The organism is Pseudomonas sp. MPB23 (genome assembly GCF_046605395.1).
GTDB lineage: Bacteria > Pseudomonadota > Gammaproteobacteria > Pseudomonadales > Pseudomonadaceae > Aquipseudomonas.
The window spans coordinates 5893817-5916894 of record NZ_CP176771.1 but is presented as its reverse complement, the minus strand read 5'-3'; the positions used below and the strand labels follow the sequence as shown (position 1 = coordinate 5916894).

22 protein-coding genes are annotated in these 23078 nt (G+C 62.5%); 11 read left to right on the top strand and 11 right to left on the bottom strand.

The genetic code is table 11. The features are described from left to right. Positions 1–170 precede the first annotated feature (170 nt). Positions 171–803, top strand: coding sequence for a TetR family transcriptional regulator (locus tag ACLH0J_RS26880; protein WP_411389805.1), 633 nt, complete (start codon positions 171–173; stop codon positions 801–803). A 234-nt stretch (positions 804–1037) separates the two neighbouring features. On the opposite strand, the gene ACLH0J_RS26875 is transcribed toward ACLH0J_RS26880, so the two are convergent. From ACLH0J_RS26875 to ACLH0J_RS26865, 3 genes are read right to left on the bottom strand one after another with little or no spacing between them, the layout of a single operon-like run. Further along, positions 1038–2093, bottom strand: coding sequence for an alkene reductase (locus ACLH0J_RS26875; RefSeq protein WP_411389804.1), 1056 nt, complete (start codon positions 2091–2093; stop codon positions 1038–1040). Positions 2094–2120: 27 nt separating this feature from the next. Further along, positions 2121–3287, bottom strand: a complete 1167-nt coding sequence (locus ACLH0J_RS26870) for an MFS transporter (RefSeq protein WP_411389803.1) — start codon at positions 3285–3287, stop codon at positions 2121–2123. Between the two features lie 13 nt (positions 3288–3300). Then, on the bottom strand, positions 3301–3627 hold the full coding sequence (locus ACLH0J_RS26865) for an ArsR/SmtB family transcription factor (RefSeq protein ID WP_411389802.1): 327 nt from the start codon (positions 3625–3627) through the stop codon (positions 3301–3303). A 154-nt stretch (positions 3628–3781) separates the two neighbouring features. On the opposite strand from ACLH0J_RS26865, the gene ACLH0J_RS26860 reads away from it, so the two are divergent. Then, a complete protein-coding gene (locus ACLH0J_RS26860) occupies positions 3782–4366 on the top strand; it encodes an ACP phosphodiesterase (RefSeq protein ID WP_411389801.1) in 585 nt (194 codons plus the stop codon). Between the two features lie 52 nt (positions 4367–4418). Here the strand turns inward: ACLH0J_RS26860 and ACLH0J_RS26855 are convergent, their stop codons facing one another. Continuing rightward, the gene (locus ACLH0J_RS26855; protein ID WP_411389800.1) at positions 4419–5210 is read right to left on the bottom strand and encodes a lysophospholipid acyltransferase family protein; all 792 of its coding nucleotides are present in this window, start codon (positions 5208–5210) and stop codon (positions 4419–4421) included. Further along, positions 5210–5965: an L-ornithine N(alpha)-acyltransferase gene (gene olsB, locus ACLH0J_RS26850; RefSeq protein WP_411389799.1), complete on the bottom strand. Its 756-nt coding sequence runs from the start codon at positions 5963–5965 to the stop codon at positions 5210–5212. Before olsB ends, ACLH0J_RS26855 begins: the two co-directional genes overlap by 1 nt. Positions 5966–6150: 185 nt before the next feature. On the opposite strand from olsB, the gene ACLH0J_RS26845 reads away from it, so the two are divergent. The 4 genes from ACLH0J_RS26845 to ACLH0J_RS26830 all read left to right on the top strand — a co-directional run bounded on the left by ACLH0J_RS26845 (position 6151) and on the right by ACLH0J_RS26830 (position 9363). After that, on the top strand, positions 6151–7233 hold the full coding sequence (locus ACLH0J_RS26845; RefSeq protein WP_411389798.1) for a serine hydrolase domain-containing protein: 1083 nt from the start codon (positions 6151–6153) through the stop codon (positions 7231–7233). Further along, positions 7230–7544, top strand: coding sequence for an amidase (locus ACLH0J_RS26840; protein WP_411389797.1), 315 nt, complete (start codon positions 7230–7232; stop codon positions 7542–7544). Before ACLH0J_RS26845 ends, ACLH0J_RS26840 begins: the two co-directional genes overlap by 4 nt. Positions 7545–7622: 78 nt before the next feature. After that, positions 7623–8204, top strand: coding sequence for a YceI family protein (locus ACLH0J_RS26835; RefSeq protein WP_411389796.1), 582 nt, complete (start codon positions 7623–7625; stop codon positions 8202–8204). A 1-nt stretch (position 8205) separates the two neighbouring features. After that, a complete protein-coding gene (locus ACLH0J_RS26830) occupies positions 8206–9363 on the top strand; it encodes a phospholipase D-like domain-containing protein (protein WP_411389795.1) in 1158 nt (385 codons plus the stop codon). A gap of 73 nt (positions 9364–9436) precedes the next feature. On the opposite strand, the gene bglX is transcribed toward ACLH0J_RS26830, so the two are convergent. Further along, positions 9437–11728 carry a beta-glucosidase BglX gene (gene bglX / locus ACLH0J_RS26825; RefSeq protein ID WP_411389794.1) on the bottom strand — a complete coding sequence of 764 codons (2292 nt, stop codon included), beginning with the start codon at positions 11726–11728 and terminating at the stop codon, positions 9437–9439. Between the two features lie 241 nt (positions 11729–11969). Here bglX and ACLH0J_RS26820 point away from each other — a divergent pair, with 241 nt between their 5' ends. The 4 genes from ACLH0J_RS26820 to ACLH0J_RS26805 all read left to right on the top strand — a co-directional run bounded on the left by ACLH0J_RS26820 (position 11970) and on the right by ACLH0J_RS26805 (position 15342). Further along, entirely contained in the window at positions 11970–12581 is a 612-nt protein-coding gene (locus ACLH0J_RS26820) for a LemA family protein (protein ID WP_010563619.1), read from the top strand. 18 nt (positions 12582–12599) lie between these two features. Further along, positions 12600–13331, top strand: coding sequence for a TPM domain-containing protein (locus ACLH0J_RS26815; RefSeq protein WP_411389793.1), 732 nt, complete (start codon positions 12600–12602; stop codon positions 13329–13331). Between the two features lie 31 nt (positions 13332–13362). After that, positions 13363–13980, top strand: a complete 618-nt coding sequence (locus ACLH0J_RS26810; RefSeq protein WP_411389792.1) for a TPM domain-containing protein — start codon at positions 13363–13365, stop codon at positions 13978–13980. Between the two features lie 144 nt (positions 13981–14124). Beyond that, positions 14125–15342 (top strand): class I SAM-dependent methyltransferase, encoded by a 1218-nt coding sequence (locus ACLH0J_RS26805; protein WP_411389791.1) that lies wholly within the window; start codon positions 14125–14127, stop codon positions 15340–15342. 98 nt (positions 15343–15440) lie between these two features. Here the strand turns inward: ACLH0J_RS26805 and ACLH0J_RS26800 are convergent, their stop codons facing one another. The 5 genes from ACLH0J_RS26800 to ACLH0J_RS26780 form a co-directional block, all read right to left on the bottom strand. Continuing rightward, positions 15441–16340, bottom strand: a complete 900-nt coding sequence (locus tag ACLH0J_RS26800) for a DMT family transporter (protein ID WP_411389790.1) — start codon at positions 16338–16340, stop codon at positions 15441–15443. 136 nt (positions 16341–16476) lie between these two features. Continuing rightward, entirely contained in the window at positions 16477–19035 is a 2559-nt protein-coding gene (locus ACLH0J_RS26795; protein ID WP_411389789.1) for a TonB-dependent hemoglobin/transferrin/lactoferrin family receptor, read from the bottom strand. A gap of 127 nt (positions 19036–19162) precedes the next feature. Next, complete coding sequence (locus ACLH0J_RS26790; RefSeq protein ID WP_411389788.1) at positions 19163–20131, bottom strand: FecR family protein; 969 nt, start codon at positions 20129–20131, stop codon at positions 19163–19165. Continuing rightward, on the bottom strand, positions 20128–20667 hold the full coding sequence (locus ACLH0J_RS26785; RefSeq protein WP_411389787.1) for an RNA polymerase sigma factor: 540 nt from the start codon (positions 20665–20667) through the stop codon (positions 20128–20130). Before ACLH0J_RS26785 ends, ACLH0J_RS26790 begins: the two co-directional genes overlap by 4 nt. Before the next feature lie 116 nt (positions 20668–20783). Continuing rightward, positions 20784–21800 (bottom strand): DUF4917 family protein, encoded by a 1017-nt coding sequence (locus ACLH0J_RS26780; RefSeq protein ID WP_411389786.1) that lies wholly within the window; start codon positions 21798–21800, stop codon positions 20784–20786. 123 nt (positions 21801–21923) lie between these two features. On the opposite strand from ACLH0J_RS26780, the gene yiaY reads away from it, so the two are divergent. Next, positions 21924–23072, top strand: a complete 1149-nt coding sequence (gene yiaY / locus ACLH0J_RS26775) for an L-threonine dehydrogenase (RefSeq protein WP_411389785.1) — start codon at positions 21924–21926, stop codon at positions 23070–23072. The last annotated feature ends 6 nt before the right edge of the window (positions 23073–23078 follow it).

Here is a 23078-nt window from a genome sequence, read left to right as displayed (position 1 = left end):
AAACTCTTGACAGGCTCCGCTACTTGTTGACAAAGCAACGCGCCAAGCCTCGATTTTAGTCCGTTCGGCGCCCATGACGGTGTCGTCCCACAATGATGCAGATGATCGTTACCGTCTATTAAAGCTGCGTTACCGATAGTCCCACGTGTTCTGATTGAGGTTTTACTGCCATGGTTCGTCGCACCAAAGAGGAAGCTCAGGAAACGCGAAGCCAAATTCTCGAAGCTGCCGAGCACGCCTTTTATGAGCGCGGTGTCGCGCGGACCACGCTGGCGGACATCGCCACGCTGGCGGGCGTAACCCGTGGTGCTATTTACTGGCACTTCAGCAATAAGTCCGACCTGTTGCGAGCGTTGCTTGACACCCTGCACGAACCCCTGGATGAACTGGCCAGGGCCAGTGAAAGCGAGGATGAAGTCGACCCGCTGGGGTGCATGCGCAAGCTGTTGATTCATCTTTTTCATCAGGTGGTCCTGGACCCGAAAACCCGGCGCATCAACGAAATCCTGTTTCATAAGTGCGAGTTCACCGATGAGATGTGCGACATGCGCCGCCAACGCCAGACTCATAGCCAGGAGTGCGACCTGCGGATCAGCCTGACTTTGCGTAATGCGGTCCATCGCGGGCAACTCCCCGAAAACCTCGACACCCTGCGCGCAGCGGTGTGCATTCATGCCTACATCAATGGCTTGCTGGGCCAGTGGCTGTTGGTACCTGACAGTTTTGATCTGCATCAGGAAGCCGAGCGTTGGGTCGATGGAGGGCTGGACATGCTGCGCTTGAGCCCTAGCCTGCGCAATTAAGTCAAAATGTGTAATTGCTTCAAATTATGTCAACAGTAAAGCCCAAGGATCTGCAACCGTCCTTCTGACTTATTGGTGGGATGACTTTATATACGGGCGGGCGGGGAGTTGGTAGGTAACCGCCTACGTATTTTGTAGAGATTTTGTTGCAAGGCTGTGAAGGAATGTTTCCTTGCCTCGACGAAAAAGCCCCGGCTCCTGTGAGTCGGGGCTTTTTCGTTTCAGCGCATTACATCACAGCGCCAGCGTTGGGTAATCGATGTAACCGACCGGGCCTTGACCATAGAACGTTTCCGGGTGCGCTTCATTCAGCGGCGCATCGGCCTTCAGCCGCGCCGGCAGGTCCGGGTTGGCAATGAACGGTATGCCGAACGCCACCGCATCCGCCTTGCCCGCGGCGAGCCAGGCATTGGCGCTGTCCTTGGTGAAACGCTCGTTGGCGATGTACGGGCCGCCGAAGGCTTTTTTCAATTGTGGGCCGAGGCTGTCCGCGCCTTCCTTTTCGCGGGAGCAGATGAATGCGATGCCCCGCTTGCCCAATTCGCTGGCGACATAGGTGAAGGTTTCCGCCAGGTTGTCATCGCCCATGTCGTGGGCGTCGGCGCGTGGTGCCAAGTGTACGCCTACGCGACCGGCGCCCCAGACTTCGATGGCCGCGTCGGTCACTTCCAGCAGCAGGCGCGCACGGTTTTCCAGCGAACCGCCGTATTGGTCGGTGCGCTTGTTGGTGCTGCTTTGCAGGAACTGGTCGAGCAGGTAGCCGTTGGCCCCGTGGATTTCCACGCCGTCGAAGCCGGCGGCCTTGGCGTTCTCGGCACCGGTGCGGTAAGCGTCGACGATGTCGGCGATTTCAGCGGTTTCCAGAGCGCGTGGGGTTGGGTACTCGGCGAGCGGGCGGACCAGGCTGACGTGGCCTTTAGGCTGGATCGCGCTGGGTGCCACCGGCGTTTCGCCGTTCAGGTACGACGGGTGGGAGATGCGGCCCACATGCCAGAGTTGCAGGAAGATCTTGCCGCCCGCGCCATGAACGGCCTTGGTGACATTGGCCCAGCCGCGTACCTGGTCGTTGGACCAGATCCCCGGCGTGTCCGGGTAGCCCACGCCCATCGACGTCACCGAGGTGGCTTCACTGAGGATCAGCCCGGCGGAGGCGCGTTGCACGTAGTACTCGGCCATCAGCGCGTTGGGCACGCGGCCGGCGTCGGCACGGCAGCGGGTCAGCGGCGCCATGATGATGCGGTTCGACAGTTCCAGGTCGCCCAGTGTGATCGGATCGAAAATAGTCGTCATGGGATAACACCCTTCTCTTTAAGTTGATCAGTTGGTCGCAGGGGCCAGGTCGGCATCGCCGCTCTGGCGGAAAGTAATCAAGGTCACCAGCAGCGCGAGGATCGCCAGGGCCGCCGCGGCCAGTGGCACGCTGGTCAGGCCGAAACCGTGGGCGATCACGCTGCCGCCGACCCAGGCACCGAGGGCGTTGCCGATATTGAAGGCGCCGATGTTCAGGGTGGACACCAGGTTCGGTGCGGCCTTGCCGAAGGTCACTACGTTGATCTGCAGCGCGGGGACTGCGGCGAACGAGGCGGTGGCCCACAGGAACAGGGTGATTTCGGTCGGGATCACCGCGATGCTGGTCCAAGTCAGCGCCGTGGACACCACCGCCATGCTGATGAACACGCCGATCAGGGTGGCGGCCAGGCGTTTGTCCGCCAGCTTGCCGCCGATGATGTTGCCCACGGTGAGGCCCAGGCCGATCAGCAGCAGGGTCCAGGTCACGCCTTTGGGCGACACGCCGGTGACGTCGCCGAGCAGCGGTGCGACATAAGTGAACAGGGTGAACATCGAAGCGGCGAACAGCGCGGTCATGGTCAGCGACAACCAGATGCCGGCGCCCTTGAGGGCCGCCAGTTCGGCGCGCATGTCGAGTTTTTCTTCGTCACGCTTGGCCGGCAGGAAGCGGATCAGGCCGATCAACGCGATCACACCGATCACGGTCACCGCCCAGAAGGTCGAGCGCCAGCCGGCTTGCTGGCCCAGGGCGGTTCCCAGCGGTACGCCGAGCACGTTGGCCAGGGTCAGACCGGTGAACATCAACGCCACGGCGGAAGCACGTTTGTTGGCCGGCACCAGGTTGGCGGCGACCACCGAACCGATCCCGAAGAACGCACCGTGGCACAGCGCAGTGACCACGCGGGCAACCATCAGCACGTTGTAGTCGCTGGCCAGGGCGCAAAGCAGGTTGCCAATAATGAAGATGCCCATCAACACGACCAGGGCGGCCTTGCGTGGCAGCCGGGCGGTGGCCAGTGCCATGAAGGGGGCGCCGATCGCCACGCCCAGGGCGTAACCGGTCACCAGCCAGCCGGCGCCGGGAATCGACACGCCCAGGTCCGCCGCCACATCCGGCAGCAAGCCCATGATCACGAACTCGGTGGTGCCGATGGCGAAGGCGCTCAGGGCCAGGATGAGGAGCGAGAGGGGCATTTGCGTGTCCTTGTTACAGTGGTGCGCGGATTTCAGAACTGAGCTCAGTGATGAGCGCAGCGAGGAAGGCTTGGATGGTTTCCTCGTTACGTTTGAAAAAGTGCCACTGCCCGGCCTTTTGGCTGCTGATCAATCCCGCCCGTTGCAAGGTGGCCAGGTGGGCCGACACGGTCGACTGGGACAAGCCGCAGCGTTGGTCGATCTGCCCGGCGCAGATGCCGTATTCGTGGTTGTGCAGTTGTTCGGGGAATTGCACTTTCGGGTCTTTCAGCCAGTTGAGGATGTCTCGTCGTACTGGGTGCGCCAGGGCTTTTATTATTTCGTCGAGGTCGATGGACATGGCAGGTGCTCGGTGTTGTAAAACGTTATATCGCGATGAGGCGAACTTTAAATCGGTATATACCGATATACAAATATGATTTTGCTCTGAGGCCAGGCCAAATCGGTATATCGAGTTATAACGATACGTTGAGGGCAGTGATAAACTGCGCGCCATGAATTATCTCGCACATCTCCACCTGGGCGGCCAACTTCCTGCGCAACTGCTGGGCAGTCTTTATGGCGACTTCGTCAAAGGCCGCCTGCAGGGCCAGTTCGGTCCGTCCATCGAAGCGGCGATCCAGCTGCATCGTTCCATCGACCGTTTCACCGACAGCCATCCGTTGGTCGGCGAGGCGTTGTCGCGCTTCAGCCTGACCCGCAGGCGCTATGCCGGGATTGTCCTCGATGTGTTCTTCGATCACTGCCTGGCACGGGATTGGGTGCTGTATGCCGAGCAGCCCCTGGAGCATTTCACCTCGCAGGTGTACCGCGTGCTGGCGGCCGAGCCGCAATTGCCGGGGCGGCTGGCGCAGATCGCGCCCTACATGGCAGCGGATGATTGGCTGGGGTCGTACCGCGAGTTCGCGGTGATGGAGCAGGTGTTGCGGGGGATCTCGCGGCGCCTGACACGGCCTGAGGAATTGGGCCATGCCATGCAGGAGTTGCGGATGCTATACGAGCCGCTGAGTGAAGACTTCCGGCTGTTTTATCCTGAGTTGCAAAAATTTGCACACGCTCAACTGACCACTGAAAGCTAAATGTGGGAGGGGGTAAGCCCCCTCCCACATTTTGTACTGTGTCCAGTTCCTGTCAGGCGGCGAATGCAGGTCGCGCAGCCACTTGCTCAGTCTCCGGCAGCGGCCCGAACAACGCCTTCTGCACCGCCTGCTGCGCCTGGAACGCCAGCGCCGCACGTTCCTGCCCGGCGCAGGCAATCGGCGTGAGCACGTGGACTTCCACATCGCCCTGGTCGTTGGCAAACAGGCGCATCAGGTGCGAGAGCAAATCGTCATCGCCAATGAACGGTGCCAACGGGTCCACCTCGCCATTGCGCAGATAACGGATCGCCACCGGTTGCAGCGACACGTCCGCGTCGATCGCACTGGCCAGCAAGCGCCCGTGAAAGGTGCGCAGGCTGCGTCCGTCGGTGGTGGTGCCTTCGGGGAACATCAGCAGCGGGTGCTGTTGTTCCAGATGGCGGGTCATCTGCTTGCGGATCAACTGGCTGTCGCCTGCACCGCGACGAATGAACAGACTGCCGGCCTTGGCCGCCAACCAGCCGGCCACCGGCCAGGTGCGCACTTCGGCCTTGGACAGAAACGACATCGGTGCCACCGCGCCCAGCAGCGGAATATCGGTCCAGGACACGTGATTGCTCACCCACAGCATCGGCTGCGTCGGCACTTCACCGTGCACCGTCACCCGGAAGGGCAGGGCATTGGTCAGCCGCGCCATAAAGAACCGCGACCAGCGTTGACGACGCACCATCGAGTTGGCCACGCCCATCCGCTCGAACACGCCAAACACAGTGGCCATGCTCAAGCCCAGCGCCACCACCAGCAACACGCGGGCGATGCGCCCGTACACGCGCAGGCGGCCCATCACATGGCCGCCTTGAAGTGGCGGGCGTAACGCGGGCACAACTCATCGCGCTTGAGCAGGATGAACACGTCGGCCACCTGGAAATCTTCATCCCAGCACGGCTCGCCGCAGATCTTTGCGCCCAGGCGCATATAGGCCTTGAGCAGCGGCGGCATTTCCGCGATCACGTTGGACGGCAGGTCCAGGGCCGGCAGCGGTTTTTTCGGTTCGGCGCGCAGGTGTTCGTTGCACAGGTAGCGTTCGCGCAGGCGCTGCATGATCGCGTGGGCCTGGATGCCGCCGTCGTGCATCGGGATGCTCGCGCAGCCCATCAAGTAGCTGTAGCTGCCCTGGTTGAGCACTTCGGCCAACTCGCCCCACAGCACCGCGATGGTGCCGCCGTTGCGGTAGGCCGGGTCGACGCAGGTGCGGCCGATTTCCAGGATCGGGCCCTGCAAGTGCAGCAAACCATGCAGGCTGAATTCTTCTTCGCTGTAGAACCGACCCAGGGTGCTGGCGGCCTGGTGATCGAGTAAACGGGTGGTGGCCACCAGTCGACCGCTGTTCAAATCCCGCACGCCGATGTGGCTGCAGTGAACATCATAGTCATCCATGTCCAGGCCCAGTTCCGCGCCTTTCAGCTTGGCGTTGAACTCGCCGCTGAACACGTTGAACCGCAGGGCTTGGGCTTCTTGCAAGGCCTGGGCGCCGATCAGGCGTTCGGCTTGCAGACGGCGTTCATTGCCGGTGTCGCTGATGCGGGCGATCTGAGTCATGGCGAATCTCCGAGTGCCAGCCACGTTTCGGCCGGTCGACTTGTTTGTCCAAACTCAGGCTATGTAGGCTCGGTGTCATCTCCATGAAGTTACGGTGACGCTTGGATGACAGGCGCCGATGTCGCCAATCTGTCATCGGCCTCGGCTAGGCTCGCGGGCTTGAATGCCCCCTTGAGTCTGTGTCCATGGTCAGAGGCCTGTTGTGTGCTGCGCTGCTGTTCGTCACCGTCACCACCCGCGCCGAAACCTGGCCTGACCAGGACTGGGCCAAGGGCACGCCGATCGAAGGTCCCGCTGTCGACGCCCTCAACACCTATGCTTTCCCAACGCGTGACGACGCCACCCGCCAGGGCATCCGCACCGATGCGCTGCTGGTGATTCGTGATGGTGAGATCATCTATGAACGCTACGCCGCACCGACCACCGCCCGCACGCCGCACCTGACCTGGTCCATCAGCAAAAGCCTGATGGCCTGCGTGCTCGGCGTGGCCTACGGCGACAATCGTTTCAAATTGTCGGACCCGGCGGCGCGCTTCTACCCGCCCATGAAGCAGCACCCCACGGTGACCCTGGCTGACCTGTTGCATTGGGCGTCGGGCCTGGACTGGCAGGAAGACTACGAATACGCGCCGTTGAAATCCTCGGTCGTCGCGATGCTGTACACCCGTGGCCGTCAGGATATGGCTGAGTTTGCGGCTGACACCGAGAGCTTCAGTGCGCCGGGCAAGGCCTTTCGTTATTCCAGCGGCGACAGCAATCTTTTGTCCGCCGCCCTCAAAGGCATGCTCGGCCACAAGGCCTACATGAGTTACCCGTGGGACGCGCTGTTTACGCCGCTGGGTATTCACGACGCCACCTGGGAAACCGACGCCGACGAAACCTTCGTCGCTTCGTCCTACGCCTACCTCACCGCCCGCGATTTGGCGCGGGTCGGCCTGTTGATGGCGCGCGATGGTCGCTGGGGCGCGCAACAGTTGCTGCCCAAAGCCTGGATCGACTTCAATCGCCAACCCTTCGACCGATATAAAGCCGGCCAGGACGAAGCCGTGCCCGGCGGCCACTGGTGGCTCAACCGCGAAGTGCAGGGCGCTGCGCGACCTTGGCCGGACGCCCCCGCCGACACCTTCGCCGCCCTCGGCCACTGGGGCCAGGCGCTGTACGTGCTGCCCGACGAACACCTGGTGATTGTGCGCTATGGCGACGACCGCGACGGCAGCTACCGCCATAACGAACTGCTCAAGCGCGTGCTCGCGGCGGTGCAGCCATGATCCGTCGTCGGCCGTTGACCAGCCTGTTGCTCTTACTGTTGCTCGCCCTGATTGGCTGGGTGTGGCACGAGCGCGTCAATCTGCAGGCCTTCCCGGACATCATCGCGGCGTATACGGCCAAGGAATATTGCTCGTGTCGGTATGTGGCGAATAACCCGGCGGAGTATTGCCGGGGGTACGTGAAGCAGTACGTGCCGGTTCGCGCGTTTACCGATAACCCGGAGCGCAGTGAAGTGACGGCGAGCGGGTTGGGGCGTACGCACACGGCGCGGTGGCTGGGGGATCGCCAGGGCTGTCGCCTCATCCCCTGACACCCCCCACATTGGATTTGCGCCGTTTGTGACATTGCGCTTAAGGTTCGTGCAGGTTTTTTTGCCCCATGAGTCGTTATGTTCAATGTCAAACCGCTGATCTTCACGCTGCTGACCTGTGCCGCCTTGCCCGCCCACGCCGACTGGTACCTGGACAATGAGTCCTCGCGCTTGTCGTTCGTCACCACCAAAAACACCGAGATTGCCGAGGTGCACCGCTTCCTGGTGTTGCACGGCAAGGTCGACAGCCAGGGTGCGGCAACGGTGCAAGTGGAGCTGGAGTCGGTCAACAGTGGCATCCCGCTGCGCGATGAGCGCATGCGCAATGCACTGTTCGAGATCAAGACGTTCCCCGAAGCACTGATCAGCGCGCAGATCAACCTGCAGCCCATCAACGACCTGGCCCCCGGTGCGCAGCTGGAATTGCGCCTGCCGCTGAGTGTGACCTTGCACGGCAAGACCCAGACCTACAGCGCCGAGCTGTTGGCCACGCGCCTGGATGACCGGCGTTTCCAGGTGGTGACCCTGGAACCGCTGGTGCTGCATGCCGAGGATTTCGACCTGGCGCCGGGGGTGGCGACGTTGCGCGAAGCGGCGGGGCTCACGTCGATCAGTTTGTCGGTGCCGGTGGGTGCGGTGCTGATCTTTACGGCGCGCTGACGTGAGCGGCGCGGTGTTCCCGTGGCGCAGCGCCAACCGGTTCGAGTTGCTGATCGACGGCCCGGATTTTTTCCCCCGGATGCTGGCAGGCATTACCCGTGCAGAGCGGCAGGTGGATCTGGAGTTGTACCTGGTGGAAGCCGGAGCCTGTGCCGAAGCCATGGTGCAGGCGCTGGTGCTGGCGGCCGAGCGTGGCGCGCGGGTGCGTTGTCTGTTCGATGATTACGGCAGCCTGGCGTTCACCCTCGGGCTGCGCAAGCGCTTGACCGACGCCGGGGTGCAACTGCGTTTTTACAATCGTCTGAACTGGCGCCGTTGGATGCGCAACCTGTATCGCGACCACCGCAAGCTGTTGCTGATCGACCAGGACATCGCCGTGGTCGGGGGGACTGGCGTCACCGATGAGTTCTGGACGCCGGGACAGGACACCGCCGACTGGCATGAAGTGATGGTGCAGATCGACGGCCCGCTGGTGCTGGATTGGCAAGCGCTGTTCGACCGTCAATGGTTGGCCAACGACGACCGGCGTGCCTGGAAACCGGCCACCCATTTCGGCCTGCCGCGCTTGCCCAAAGTGCCGGCGAACGGGCCCGGTCTTGGCCGCGTCGCCTATGCCGACGCCCGCCAGCACCGCGATATTCTGCACTCGCTGATCCGCGCGCTGAGCAGCGGCCATCGGCGCATCTGGTTGGCGACCCCGTATTTCCTGCCCACCTGGGGCGTGCGCCGAGCCTTGCGCCGGGCGGCGGGGCGCGGGGTGGATGTGCGTTTGCTGCTGACCGGCCCGCGCACCGATCACCCGTCCGTGCGCTACGCCGGGCACCGCTATTACCCGCGCTTGCTGCGCTCGGGTGTGAAGATCTTTGAATACCAGCCGTGCTTCCTGCACCTGAAGATGGTGCTGGTGGACGATTGGGTCAGCATCGGCTCGTGCAACTTCGACCACTGGAACCTGCGTTTCAACCTGGAAGCCAACCTGGAAGCATTGGACCCTGAGCTGACGCTGGCAGTGGCGGGCAGTTTCGAACGGGATTTTGCCCAGAGCCAGGCGGTGAGCCTGGAGGCGTGGAAGTCGCGGCCGTTGTGGCGGCGGGTGAAGCAGCGGGTGTGGGGCTGGATTGATCGGTTGGTGGTGAACCTGCTCAACCGACGCGGCTGACGCGCCCAACGCGCTTAATTCGCTTAACGGTAGGAGCGAGCTTGCTCGCTCCTACAGAGGACGGGGGCGGGCGTTAGAGCAGTTCGAAGGTCTGCTGCTGCACATCCTGGGAATCCAGCCCGATCTGCACATTGAACTGGCCCGGTTCGGCTGCGTACTTGAGTTGGGTGTTATAGAACTTCAAGTCGTCCTCGGTGATGGTGAAGTGCAAGGTGCGTTCTTCGCCGGCCTTGAGCATGACCTTCTGGAAGTTCTTCAGCTCCTTGATCGGGCGGATCATCGAGCCGGCCACGTCCTGGATATACAGCTGCACCACGGTTTCACCGTCCACCTTGCCGGTGTTTTTCACGGTGACGCTGGCGTCGAGCTTGCCGGTCTTGTTCAGGGTGGTGGACGACAGCGCCATGTCCGACAGGCTGAACGTGGTGTAGCTCAGGCCATAACCAAACGGGAACAGCGGCCCGGTGATGTCATCGAAGTACTGCGAGGTGTAGTTGCCCGGCTTGCCTGGGGTGAACGGCCGGCCGATGGTCAGGTGGTTGTAGTAGGTCGGAATCTGCCCCACCGAACGTGGGAAGGTGATCGGCAGCTTGCCCGACGGGTTGTAGTCACCGAACAGTACGTCGGCGATGGCGTTGCCGCCTTCGGTACCGGCGAACCAGGTTTCCAGGATCGCATCGGCCTGTTGGTTCTCGTCCAGGATCGACAGCGGACGGCCGTTCATCAGCACCAGCACCAGCGGTTTGCCGGTGGCTTTGAGGGCCTTGATCAGGTCGCGCTGGCTTTGCGGGATGTTCAGGTCGGTGCGGCTGGACGATTCGTGGGACATGCCACGGGACTCGCCCACGGCGGCGACCACCACGTCGGCAGCCTTGGCGGCCTTGACGGCCTCGTCGATCATTTCCTGGGCCGGGCGGGTGTCATCCACCACTTCCGGGGCATCGAAATTGAGGAAGTTGAGGTAATCGACCACGGCCTTGTCGTTGGTGATGTTGGCGCCACGGGCGTAGATGATCTTGCCTTTGTCGCCGATGACCGCGTTGAGGCCGTCGAGCAGCGTGACCGATTGCGCCGGCTGACCGGCGGCGGCCCAACTGCCCATCATGTCGATCGGCGCCTTGGCCAGCGGGCCCACGAGCGCGATGGTGGCGGATTTTTTCAGCGGCAGGGTGTCGTTCTGGTTCTTCAGCAGGACCAGGCTGCGGCGGGCGATGTCACGTGCGTCGGCGCGATGCAGGCGGCTTTCGGCGTAGGTGTCGGCCGGGTCGTCCTCGGCCTTGCCGATGCGCAGGTACGGGTCTTTGAACAGGCCCATGTCGTACTTGGCGCCGAGCACTTCGCGCACGGCGTTGTCGATGTCGCTCTGCTCGATCTCGCCGGACTTGAGCAGCCCCGGCAACTCCTTGTCATACAGCGAGTCGTTCATGCTCATGTCGATGCCGGCCTTGATCGCCAGCTTGGCGGCTTCACGCCCGTCCTTGGCCACGCCGTGCTTGATCAGCTCGAAGATCGCACCGTGGTCACTGACGGCCAGGCCCTTGAAGCCCCAGTCCTTGCGCAGCAGGTCGTTCATCAACCAGGTGTTGGCGGTGGCGGGCACGCCGTTGATCGAGTTGAGCGCCACCATCACACCGCCGGAACCGGCCTTGATCGCCGCGTGGTAGGGCGGCAGGTAGTCCTGGTACATCTTGACCGGGCTCATATCGACCACGTTGTAGTCGCGACCGCCTTCCACCGCGCCGTACAGGGCGAAGTGCTTGACGCTGGCCATGATGCTGTCGGCATTCGCGGGGCTGCTGCCCTGGAAAGCCTTGACCATCACTTCGGCGATGCGCGACACCAGGTAGGTGTCTTCGCCGAAGCCTTCGGAAGTCCGGCCCCAGCGTGGGTCGCGGGAGATATCGACCATCGGCGCGAAGGTGATGTCGAGGCTGTCGGCGGCGGCTTCCTGGGCGGCAATGCGCCCGGAGCGGCCGATGGCGTCCATGTCCCAGCTGGAGGCCAGGGCCAGGCTGATCGGGAAGATCGTGCGGTGGCCGTGGATCACGTCATAGGCGAAGAACATCGGGATCTTCAGGCGGCTGCGCATGGCCGCGTCCTGCATCGGACGGTTTTCCGGGCGGGTGATGGAGTTGAACGTGCCACCGATGCGGCCGGCGGCGATTTCCTTGCGGATCAGCTCGCGGGGCATTTCCGGGCCGATGCTGATCAGGCGCAATTGGCCGATCTTTTCATCGAGGGTCATCTGCCCGAGCAGGTCGCTGACGAAGGCGTCCTTGTCGTTAAGCGCAGCAGGCTTTGTTTCTGCCCAGACGGGGTGGGTGGCCAGAGTGGCAACAAGGCCGAGCAAACACAGCTTTTTCATGAATATCCTTTTTCGGCGCACTGCACAGCGGTTAGGCTGACCGGCCAAAATGTGGGGAGCGTCTATTGTTGTTCGGGTGTCGTTCAGATAAATGCAGCACACTCTGAACTCTTTATCGCGCTGGGCATCTTTTTAGCTGATTGGCTCGATGCATTCCAGTAGTGGGGGCGGATTATGCCCCATGCGCGCGGTTTATAGGGCGAGTCGTCACATTCCATCAAAGTTGGGCAGGAGAAACACCATGCAAGCAGCACAAGGTTACCGCTGGGGCTTGAAAGCCGCGGCTTTGCTATTGATCAGCACGGTGCTGAGCGGTTGTGGCATCAACACCATTCCGACCCTGGATGAACAGGCCAAGGCGGCCTGGGGCCAGGTGCAGAATCAGTACCAACGTCGGGCCGACCTGATCCCCAACCTGGTGGAAGTGGTCAAGGGCTACGCGGCCCATGAGCAGGACACCCTCACCGCCGTGATCGAGGCGCGGGCCAAGGCGACGTCGATCCAGGTCGATGCCAGTACCCTCGACAACCCGGAAAAACTCAAGCAGTACCAGCAAGCCCAGGATGGTTTGAGCGGTGCCCTGAGCCGCTTGATGGTGGTGTCCGAGCGCTACCCGGACCTGAAGGCCAATCAGAATTTCCTGGCCCTGCAATCACAGCTTGAAGGCACGGAAAACCGCATCGCCGTGGCCCGTCGCGATTTCATCCAGGCTGTGCAGGCCTACAACACCGAGATCCGCACGTTCCCCGGCCGCCTGTGGCACAGCGTGATGTACAGCGATCTGCCGATCCGCGCCACGTTTGAAGCCACCAGCGCCGATGCCGATAAAGCGCCGCAAGTGAAGTTCAAATAAGGCTTCATTGAGGTGTCGATGCGTTTATTAAGGATAAGCCTGGCGCTGTGGCTGCTGGCTTGCGTGGGCCTGGCCCAGGCAGCGTTGACGTTCCCGGCGTTGACCGGACGGGTGGTGGACACCGCCCAGATGATCGACCCGGCGGTACGCGAGCACATCACCCAGCAGTTGCAGGCACTGGAGCAAAGCCGTGGCGACCAGATCGTGGTGGTCACCGTGCCCGACCTGCAGGGCGTGCCCATTGAAGACTACGGTTATCAATTGGGCCGCCACTGGGGCATCGGCCAGAAGGGCAAGGACAACGGCGCGCTGTTGATCGTCGCCCGCGATGAGCGCAAGTTGCGCATCGAAGTCGGCTATGGCCTGGAAGGCACGCTCACCGATGCGCAGTCGTGGGTGATCATCAACCAGGTGATCACGCCCAAGTTCAAGGCCGGCAATTTCAGCCAGGGCATCAGCGATGGCGTGGCGGCGATGATCCAGGTGGTGGGCGGCGAGCCGTTGGCGGTGCCGGCCCATGTGGCGGATGCCAACTTCGCCAAGGATAATCCGGGGTTTTCCATCGGCTTGTTCATCCTGCTGATCGGCGTGTTGTGGCTGTGCAATCGCATGGGCCTGCCGGTGTGGGCGATCCTGTTGGCGATTCTCAGCAGCAGTGGCCGCGGCGGCAATGGCGGGGGGGGGGGCGGCGGTGGTTTCCGGGGCGGCGGTGGCGGCTTTGGCGGCGGCGGGGCGTCGGGCGGCTGGTAATGACAATAACGAGAAAAGAGCATCTACAACCATGGCATTACTGAGTGAACACGAGCAGCGCCAGGTCGCCGAGGCGATCGCCCGGGTCGAGCAACAGACCGACGCCGAACTGGTGACGGTGCTGGCCGCCCGTGCGGATGACTACGCCTACATCCCCCTGCTGTGGGCCAGCCTGATCGCCTTGGTGGTGCCCGGTGTGGTGCATTACTTGTCGGGCTACCTGACCATGTACACCTTGCTGCTGGCGCAATGGGCGACGTTCATTGTGCTGTGCCTGGTGTTTCGTCTGCCCAAGGTCACTACGCGGTTGATCCCGCGTTCGGTGCGCCATTGGCGCGCGTCGAACCTGGCGCGCCGACAGTTCCTGGAGCAGAACCTGCACCACACCGTGGGCAGCACCGGGGTGCTGATTTTCGTCAGCGAGGCGGAGCGCTATGTGGAGATTCTGGTGGATGACGGGATTTCCAAGCGCCTGGACGACAGCCATTGGGATGGCATCGTCAAGGTGTTCACCCAGCAAGTGAAGCAGGGGCAGACCCTGGCCGGGTTCATTGCCTGTATCGAGGCGTGTGGCGAGTTGCTCAAGGTGCATGTGCCGGTGACGCAGGCGCGTAATGAGTTGCCCAATCGCTTGGTGGTGCTCGAATAGTCGAAGCCCCCTTGGGCAAAAAATGTGGGAGAGGGTTTACTCCCACATTTGAGCCAGCGGTGACCACTGGTCAAATAACTCCGTGCCCTGGTGGGCTATCCCCCCTAAAATGCCCGGCATTCCCAGCCCGAGGCGTTTTTGTTCATGTCCGTCATCGCTCAACCTGCCAGCCTAGCGCCGGATCATCACGCCCAGTTCATCGAGCTGCTGAACACCAGCCTCGCCCACAGTGCCTTCATCAAATTGGTGCTGGCCAAGTACGTGGGCGAAGAAGCCGAGCTGCAACGGCTGATCATCAAGCCGGTGACGGTCAAGGAGCAGGCGTGCCTGTCCTTCGTCTACCGCTACAAGACCCGCGACATCACCAAGAACCTGCCCGTGGCCGATGGCGTGGCGGCGATTGCCGAGCTGCTGCCGGCTTCGTTCAAGAACGCGCACTTGCTGGCGCTGACCGACGAAGCCCAGCTGGAATACAGCAAGAAGAACAAAAGCTCGCTGTTCAAAAGCAAGCCGCAGCAACTGCGCGAGGCGCCCTCGGCGGAGCATAACCGCGAGAAGCATCGCTTCCTCGACCTGAGCCGACCGTTCCTGGTCGACCTGGGTGTGACCGATGCCAAGCACGCGCTGATCCCGTCGATGTCGCGCAAATGGAAGCAGATCAACAAGTTCATCGAAGTGTTCAGCCATGCGCTGATCGCGTCGCCGTTGAGGCTGGACCTGCCGATGCGCGTCGCCGATTTCGGTTCGGGCAAGGGCTACCTGACGTTCGCCATCCACGACTACCTGCGCAACACCCTCAATGTCGAGGCTGAAGTCACTGGCGTGGAACTGCGCGAAGACATGGTGACCCTGTGCAACGCCGCCGCCGCGCGCCTGGAACACCCGGGGCTGACATTCAAATGCGGCGACGTGCGCAGCGTGGCGCCGAGCGAGCTGGACGTGATGATCGCGCTGCATGCCTGCGACGTGGCCACCGATTATGCGATTCACACCGGTATCCGCTCCGGCGCGTCGATCATCATGTGCTCGCCGTGCTGCCACAAACAGATTCGCCTGCAGATCCAGAGCCCGCTGCTGCTGAAACCGATGCTGCAATACGGCCTGCACCTGGGCCAGCAGGCGGAAATGGTCACCGACAGCCTGCGCGCCTTGTTCCTCGAGGCCTGCGGCTATGAAACCAAGGTGTTCGAGTTCATCTCCCTGGAACACACCAACAAGAACAAGATGATCCTCGCGGTCAAACGTGCGGAGCCGCTGGACAACGCGCCGTTACTGGACAAGATCCAGCAACTCAAGGACTTCTATCACATCACCGAGCACTGCCTGGAAACCCTGCTGCGCGAGGATGACTACCTCGGCTGAACACGAAGCCAATGTGGGGGCTTGCTCCCGATTGCGGCGGTTCAGTCATATATGCATCGACTGATAAGCCGCTATCGGGAGCAAGCCCCCTCCCACCGTTAAATCGCACTGGCCTTCGAGATGGGCGCAGCCTGCACCGCAGTCTTGCGCCCCAGCATCACCGTGACGATCACCCCGCACGCAAACAGCCAGGTGATCGGCTCGATATGTTCGCCAAAGAACAACGCCGAAAACGCGATGGTGAAGAAGATCTGCAATAGCTGAATCTGGCTGACCCGCGCGATGCCGCCCATGGCCAAGCCGGCGTACCAGGCAAAGAACCCCAGGAACTGCGAGAACAGCGACACATAGCCGAACGCCCACCAGGTGCGCATGGAAATCGCGCCTTGATGCTGCGCCGCCAGGTACCACACCGGCCCGATCAACACCGGCGTGGACAGCACCAGCGCCCAGCAGATCACTTGCCAGCCGCCCATCTCCTTGGCCAGTCGGCCGCCTTCGGCATACCCCAGGCCACCGACGGCAATCGCACCAAGCATCAACAGATCGCCGGCCTGAATACTGCCGGCGCCAGTGATCAATGCATAACCGAGCACCAACCCACTGCCCAGTGCGGCGCAGGCCCAGAAGGCTTTGGACGGCCGTTCATGGGACAACCACGCCGCATACAGCGCCACACACAGCGGTTGCAGGCCGTTGACCAGCGCGCCATGGGACGCCGGCAAGGTTTGCATGGCCCAGGCCGACAGCACCGGAAAACCGAGGATCACCCCGGCGATCACCAGGCACAGCCCGCGCACCTGGCGCCAGGTGGGCCAGCGTTCGCGGCGCCACAGCAACAGCGCCGCCGCCGGGATCGCCGCGAACAACGCGCGGCCCAGGCCGTTGAGCAACGGGTGGATTTCCTGCACCACGATACGGGTGAAGGGCAGGGTCAGGCTGAAGATGATGACGCCCAGCAGGCCGAGGGCCATGCCGGTGTTTTCGCGCGAACTCATAATGGGGACCGACAACTAGAGGGCTTCAAGGGAAGCCCATCTAGCCACAACCCCCGCCAAACGCGGGCCTACAGCTGAGTGCGGATTTATCCGTACAGTTTTGTAGGCGCGAGCTCGCTCCTGCAGGGGGTGGGGGTTAGAAGAAGCGTGTGATGCTGATCTTTGCGTCGCGCCCTTTGGTGTAGGCACGGTCGCCGCTGAGGGCCGGACGGAAGTTGTTGTTGAACATATTGTCCAGGGTGAAGTTGACCTCGGTGCCTTTCAGGTAAGCCTGTTGCGGTTTCCATTTGGCGAACAGGCCCTGGGTGTTGTAGCGCTTGTTGCCGTACTGGTCGTAGAACAAGTCGCCGACGCTGGAGCCCGGGCCGCCGGAGTATTTGTCGCTGGGCAGGCGATCGGTGGCGCCGACGTACTGCGCCGTCCAACCCACCTGGGCATTCCACGCCGGAATATGGGTCCCCAGCACCAGCACCCATTTGGTCGGCGGAATATCGCGCGCCGAGACATTGGGGCCCCATGGGTTGGTGTAGGCGCCTTCGTGTTCGCCTCTGGCATAGGCGTACGACACCGAGCCGAACAGGTAGGTGGAGTCATAGAACGATTCGACCTCGAAGCCCTTGATGGTCACGCCGCCGATATTGCGGTAGTTGGACATCGGCCCGGCCGGGCACGCGGTGGAAATCGTGCCGCCGTTGACGGCCTGGTTCTCGCAGCCCACGCCGGTGGCCTTGAAGATTTCGTCTTCGACTTTGTTGTGGAACAGCGTGGTACGTACCTGCAGGTTGTCGTCGTGGGTGATCAGGTGATCGAAGCGGGTGATGTTCCCCACGGTGATCGACGTGATGCGTTCCGGGTCCAGGTCGACGCTGGTCGCGGTGCGGCTACCCAGGCCCTGGACTTCGTACTGCTCGTCGATCACCGGTGCCCGCCAGGTCTTGCTCCAGTTGGCGAACAGGCCAACGTTCGGGGTCACGGTCCAGAACAGCGCCAGGCGCGGTGACCAACCGGTGTAGGTGCGGTCGCTGTAGTCGTGGCCGACGGCCGGATCGGGGTTGCTGTAGTACGGCGCGTCGTTGGCCTCGCCTCGGTTGCGCACATGGTCGTAGCGCAGGGACGGGGTGATGGTCACGTCGCCCAGGGTCACGGCATCCTGGATAAAGAAGCTGTTGGTATCGACCTTGCCGTGGGGCATGAAGCCCGGTTGAAAATGCCCGTAGTTGTAGCGCGCGGTGTTGTAGGTGGCGCCGGGCATCCACATTTCGGTTTCACGTGTGTGCTTGCGGATCTGCGTGCCAATGGTCAGCGCGTGCTGCAAGGGACCGCTGTCAAACAGGCTGACGTTGCGGATGTCGAGGTTTTTGTCGGTGTATGCCGTGTCCATTTTGCGCCCGCCGGTGGCCAACTGGAAAAACGCCGTGGCGTCACGCTCGTCGGTCTGTTCGGTGTCGGACTGGGAATACTTGACGGTCAGGTCCACCAGCGGGTTGTCCAGCGGCTGGTATTCATACTTGCCCGACCAGGTGGTGTCGACGGTGTCGCGGTTGGCCAGGAAACGCTTGAGCGCCCCTTCGTAGCCGTAGCGGTTGATGTTGGCCTGGGTCGGCGGCGTTGGGTAGCTGGCGGCGGAAAACGGCGTCCAGCGATTGCTGTGGGACTGCGAGTAAGACAGGCCGACGCTGTGTTCATCGGTGAAATGCGCGTTGACCTTGAACAACTTGCCGTCCACATCCTGGGCCGTATTGGGCAGGCGCTTAGGGTTGATCGGGTACTGGTTGTTCTCGTTGGGCAAGCGCGCGGCGACTTTCATGTCGTCACCGTCGCGCTGGGTCAGGTAGGCCAGCGCATCGAAACGGCCATCATCGGTGCGGCCATACACCGCGCTGCTGTAGACCTGTTCGTGGTCGTTGCTGGAGTAACCGTACTTGAGCATCGCGCCGCTGTTGCGGCCGTCTTCGAGCAGGTCCGGTGCATCTTTGGTGGTCATGTTCACGGTGCCGCCAAAGCCACCGTTACCGCTGAACGGCGAGTTGGGGCCTTTTTCGACCTCGATGCTTTTGATCAACTCGGGCTCGATGAATACCGTGCCTTGCTGGTAGCGCTCGAAGCCGCTTTTGGTGGCGCCGTCGACGGTCAGCGGCACGTCTTCGGCATCGCCGAAGCCGCGGATGTTGATGGTCTGGCCACCGGGTTTCAGCGAGCCGCCCTGGCTGACGCCGGGCAGGGTCTGCAGCAGGCTGGGGATGTTGTTGGCTTGGTAGCGGTCGATATCGGCCTGGCTCAGGGTGGAGCGGCCGACGGTGCTGGAGTCGACCTGGCTGCCGGTGCCGATCACGCTCAGGGTGTCCAGTTGGATGGCGCCGCTCTGAGTGGTCTTGCCCTGCTCGGGGCGCACGACGTAGGTGCTGCCGACTTTGATCAGGGTGAACTCACCGTTTTTGAGCAGGCTGCGAATCGCCCCCTCCGGGGTGAACTCGCCGCTGAGTGCCGGCGCCTGCACGTTCTTGAGCAATGCTTCGTCGAACAACAACGCGATCTTCGCCTGCTGCGCCACTTGGCTCAGGGACGTGGCCAGCGACTGGGCGGGCAATTGCAGGGTGAACGACTCGGCAACGGCCGTGAGGCTGAACGCCAGGCAGGCCGCGATGATGGTCGGACGCAGAAACAGGTGCGAAGCGTGGCAAGGCGCGCGAAACATGAAATCCCCCGGTGTGGCCAAATGGCCCAAAAGGTGTGCGTATCAAACGCAGACCGGAGGAAGACGGGGCAGGCAAAAAAATCCACACCTGCGAATGAAAAATATTCTCAAGTGTGGCGTCGGGCGATTATTTGCTGGATTCGATCCTGATGATGCCATCGGCCGAGGCCACGGTTTTCACCGGCAGCAGGGCGGGCAGGGCGTTGAGCAGGGCGTCGGGATCGTTCACATCCAGATTGCCCGAGACCTTCAGTTGCGCCACAGCGCTGCTCACCTGCAACGGCGCCTGGGGCCGGTACAGGCTCAGTTCGTCGATCAGGCTGGCCAGGTCGCGGTTGCGAAACGCCAGGTGTCCGCTGCGCCAGTCGGCCACCTCTTCGTCGATGAGGGTTTGCTGCTGCACGGTGCCCTTGGCATAGCTGTAGCTGGCGCGTTGCTGGGCGCCGAGCAGGGCCACCGGGCTTTTCGGGCCCGGCTCGAACGCCACCTGGCCGTGGGCGACGCTGACCACCAGTTGCTGCGGGCCGCGTCGCACATCGAAGCCGGTGCCGACCACCCGCACATGGGCTTCGCCCGCCTGCACGAACAGCGGCCGTTCCTTGTCGGCGGCCACCTCGATATACACCTGGCCCTTGTCCAGATGCACGATGCGCTGGTACGCGGTGAAATCCACGCGCAGGCGGGAGTGGGCATTCACATACAGGGTGCTGCCGTCGGGCAGTTGCAGCGTGCGCATGCCCTTGGCGTGGGCGGCCACCTGGGCGTGATACACCTCGCGAGGTGCGCCGAGGGACGGCGCCAGCACGGCACACAACAAGGCGGCGGCCACGGCCAGTGCAGGGCGCCACACCGACGGTTTGCGCGTGGACAGCGCCACGGGTTTGTTCAGTTGCTGCAATTGGGCCAGGTCGGCCCACAGTTGTTCGAATTCGGCATAGGCGCGGGCGTGGGCCGGCACCGCTTGCCACGCGGCGAAGGCCTTGCGGTCGGTGCGGTCCGCGCCGTTACGGTTGCGGGCAAACCAACTGGCGGCTTGGGCATCGATGGAATCGCTCTCCTCGATATCCAGGGCGTCGATGTCGCTCAGGCGGTTCATTCTGGCTGCTCCATGCCGGGTTCGGGTTGAAGGCGTCGCTTGCAATGCAGCAGGGCAAAGGCGATGTGCTTTTCCACCATGCTGGTCGAAATGCCCATGCGCTCGGCGATCTGTGCCTGGCTCAGGCCTTCGAAGCGGTGCAGCATAAGGGCTTCTCGCCGGCGGGGCGAGAGTTCGGCGAGGACTTCTTTCAACTGTTCCAGGCGTTGCAGGCGAAGCGCGGCGACCATGGGATCGTTTTGCTCGTCGCTGAGCGGTTCGGCGTCCCTGTCGGCGTGACCTGCATGGACGGTGTGCCGGACCTTCTGTTTGCGCCAGTGATCACGCAGCAGATTGCGCGCCATCTGGAACAGGAACGCCCGTGGCTGCTCGACCTTGGCCCGGTCGCGGTAGTCCAGCCATTGGGTGAAGACATCCTGGGTCATGTCTGCCGCGTCGCTGGCGTTGTCCGTGCGTTTGCGCAGGAAATACAGGATATCTGCATAAAATCTGCGAAAGGCATCGACCGACAACGGGTCCGGCTTGGGACGAGACATGGATATCCTTCTTGACGAAGCGCGACGTAGAAAAGTCGCGAATGATATCGAGAATTATTGCTATTTGTCTCCATCGGAATGAATGTGTGCAGCCTTCGGTCGGAACGAGCCCCAGGCTAGCGCTCGACCGGCACAGACAGTGCCGCGTTGCCCAAGGGATGAGTGCGCGCGGCAAAAAACTCCAGCGCCACGCCGCTGCCCTCGAACAATGCTGAATACCGGCGTTTCTGCTGGCGAATGAAACCGTCGCTGCGGCCCGATACCGAGATCGCCAGGGTGGACGGCCTGGCCTGGCGAATCGCGTCCACCAAGTGCTTGTCCTGCGCGCCCAGGTCGTGGCCGAAGAGGCACAGCGCGCCCTGATGGGTCAGCAGTTGCTCATAGCAGAACGACAGGTAATCCGAACTGCGGATGGTCTTGAGTTTCTCCTCCACCTTGCCTTCGCTGACGAACAACGGCACATCGTCCAGGGTCTTGATCGTGTTGTTGATCGCGAAACTGCTGAGCAGGGTGCTGTCGGTGCTCGGCAATTTGCGCGCGGTGCCGTCCAGGTTGCGCACCAGGTGCAGGCCGCCGTGCAGGTAGAGGATGCGCGTGGCGTCGGTGCGTGTGTTGCGCAGGTCGAAGCTGGCGTCGGCGCTGCGGAACAGGTCGTCGATGCCGGGTGTGTGCAGGATCGCCCAGTAGTTGAGCAGGTCGTAATTGGTGGTGAACACCGTGGCGTACTGGGCCAGTTCGGCGTTGATCGTCGCCAGCGTCGACGGCTGCACCAGGCGCCACGGGATGTGCACGGCGTGGATGGTGTTGATCAGCGCTTCCTTGATCGCGTAGTAGCGATTGCGCGGCGCCGCCGAGCTGACCGCCAGGGCCTTGTTGACTCGGCTGGTGGTCTTCAGCGCGCTGAGGGCCTGCTCGAAGCTGCGGGTTTGCAGGGCGTCGAACACGCTGAGTTCGGATTGGCTGAGGGGTTTTTCTTCGACGGTGCGCGCGTTCTCGAACAGCGAGTCGTAGGCGAAGTCTTCCCAAATCGCCCGGCTGGCGCCGTTGCCGATCAGAATCGCGCTGAACGCGATGCGGCTGCGCAGTGCGCTCCAGTCTTCAAGGTGGGCGTCAATATCCTGGAAATCCTTCATTGCGGCGGGTCTACTCGAAATCGGCTGGGCAGTGACTTTATCACGGGCGTGGCTTGATCCTGATCAAGACGGGTTATGCGATGCCGGTGGATGCTACCGGCATAACGCCCCAGAGGATTTTTCATGAGCAGTACCTTCTTCATTCCCGCCGTCAACATCATGGGCACCGACTGCCTCGACGAAGCGATGGTCGCTATCCGCAACTATGGTTTTCGCAAGGCCCTGATCGTCACCGACGCCGGCATGGCCAAGGCGGGCGTGGCCAGCATGATCGCCGAGAAGCTGGCGATGCAGGACATCGACTCGGTGATCTACGACGGCGCCAAGCCCAACCCGAATGTGGAAAACGTCGAGAAAGGCCTGGCACTGCTCAAGCAGAGCGCCTGTGATTTTGTCGTGTCCCTGGGCGGCGGTTCGCCCCATGACTGCGCCAAGGGTATTGCCCTGTGCGCCACCAACGGCGGGCACATCGGCGACTATGAAGGCGTCGACCAATCGAGCAAGCCGCAACTGCCCCTGGTGGCCATCAACACCACCGCCGGCACCGCCAGCGAGATGACCCGCTTCTGCATCATCACCGACGAAACCCGCCACGTGAAAATGGCCATCGTCGACCGCAACGTCACGCCGCTGCTGTCGGTCAATGACCCGACGCTGATGGTCGGCATGCCCAAAGGCCTCACCGCCGCCACCGGTATGGACGCCCTGACGCACGCCATCGAAGCCTACGTGTCCACCGCTGCCACGCCGATCACCGATGCCTGTGCGATCAAGGCCATCGAACTGATCAGCGCCAATCTGCGTCTGGCGGTTCGCGATGGCAGCGACAAGGCCGCGCGGGAAAACATGGCGTATGCCCAGTTCCTCGCCGGCATGGCCTTCAACAACGCCTCCCTCGGTTTTGTACACGCCATGGCCCACCAATTGGGCGGCCTGTATGACCTGCCCCACGGCGTGTGCAACGCGGTGCTGCTGCCCCATGTGCAAAGCTTCAATGCCAGCGTGAGCGCCAAGCGCTTGAGCGACGTCGGCCGCGCGCTGGGTGCGCAGATCAAAGGCACCACCGACGAAGAGGGCGCCCAGGCGGCCATCGCGGCAATTCGTGCGTTGTCCCTGGACGTGGAAATCCCCGCCGGCCTGCGTGAACTGGGCGCCAAGCTGCAGGACATTCCGCTGCTGGCCACCAATGCGCTCAAGGATGCGTGCGGGCTGACCAATCCGCGGCGAGCGGATCAACGTCAGATCGAGGAGATCTTCCGCAGCGCGTTCTGATGGGGC